Source organism: Megasphaera geminata F0357 (assembly GCF_000239275.1).
Taxonomy (GTDB): Bacteria; Bacillota; Negativicutes; order Veillonellales; family Megasphaeraceae; genus Megasphaera; species Megasphaera geminata.
In genome coordinates this window covers 1-1,248 of record NZ_JH417614.1, presented here as the reverse complement: position 1 = coordinate 1,248, position 1,248 = coordinate 1, and the positions used below count along the sequence as shown (strand labels likewise).

General features: G+C 51.4%; 2 protein-coding genes. Both read left to right on the top strand.

Features of this window, described 5'->3' with window-relative positions; genetic code table 11:
- Positions 1-16 precede the first annotated feature (16 nt).
- Positions 17-172 carry a hypothetical protein gene (locus HMPREF0080_RS11770; protein ID WP_216436714.1) on the top strand — a complete coding sequence of 52 codons (156 nt, stop codon included), beginning with the start codon at positions 17-19 and terminating at the stop codon, positions 170-172.
- Positions 162-1,091, top strand: a complete 930-nt coding sequence (locus HMPREF0080_RS07925; protein WP_006790918.1) for a YadA-like family protein — start codon at positions 162-164, stop codon at positions 1,089-1,091. The genes HMPREF0080_RS11770 and HMPREF0080_RS07925 overlap by 11 nt, the downstream gene beginning before the upstream one ends.
- The last annotated feature ends 157 nt before the right edge of the window (positions 1,092-1,248 follow it).

Below are 1,248 nucleotides of genomic sequence, written 5' to 3'. Positions count from 1 at the left end.
CGATCAGACCAACACTGTGGACGGTAAGCTGACCGAAACCGTTGAGGGCGATGTCGTGGAAGACTACAAAGGAGATCAAACGACTACCGTAGGCGGCAATCAGGCCACCGACGTGGCGGGCAGTCAGTCCACCCACCGTAGGCGGCGACCGGATCACCGACGTGAAAGGTAATGATGTCCTGACGGCCGAAAACATTACGCATACGGCTAGGACACAGCTTATCAACAATGTAGGTACCACCTCCATGACGATGACGGCTACGAATACGACATTCAACAACGATGTTGTCATGAATAACAACCTGGATGTCACCGGTGATGTCAAGGCAGCCTCCTATAAGATCGGCAACAAGACATACATCGACAATAACGGCATCAACGCCAATGAGCAGAAAATCATCAACGTCGCAGACGGAACGCTCAGCGATACCAGCATGGATGCCGTGAACGGAAGCCAGCTGTTCCGGACCAATCAGCGCATAGAACGCTGGAACCGTGATCTCAGCAGAGTCGGGGCCGGTGCCGCGGCACTGGCGGGACTCCATCCCGTTGATTATGACGCGACATCGAAACTCAGTTTTGCTGTCGGCTTCGGCTCATATAAGAGCGAACATGCCGCAGCGATCGGCGCGTTCTACCGGCCGAATGATAATATCCTGTTCGGTGTCAGCAGCACCGTAGGTTACGGCGACAATATGTACAACGCCAGCCTGTCCTTCAAGTTCGGTGAAGGAAGCCATGAACGCGGTATCAGCAAGGCCGCTCAACGGAAGATCGATACGCTGCAAAACAAGGTCAGCTTGTTAGAAGCCCGTCTGGATAATATATTAAATATCTTCAATCCCAATGCATATAAGGATTTCCCGGATATTCCCGAAAATCACTGGGCATATGAAGCCGTTTCAACCTTAGCAGGAAACGGCATTGTCGAAGGGTATCCGGACGGCGATTATCATGGCGACAGGACCATGACCCGGTACGAAATGGCGATGATCATTTACAATGCACTGAAAAGAGGCGTGCAGGCCGACATGAAGCTCGTTCGGGAATTCCAGCCGGAACTTTCGATGATCGAAGCAAATACGCGGTAACGCGAATTTTCGTATCTTACTTCATGCCGACAATATATCGGGGATGAGCAGGAAGGCAGATAACACCCGGAGCAGTCAGCTGTTTCCCCACATTGAGATTTAAATTTACAGTATCGCTCCTCCTGCCGCACACTGCTTATATAAAAATACCCCCGTC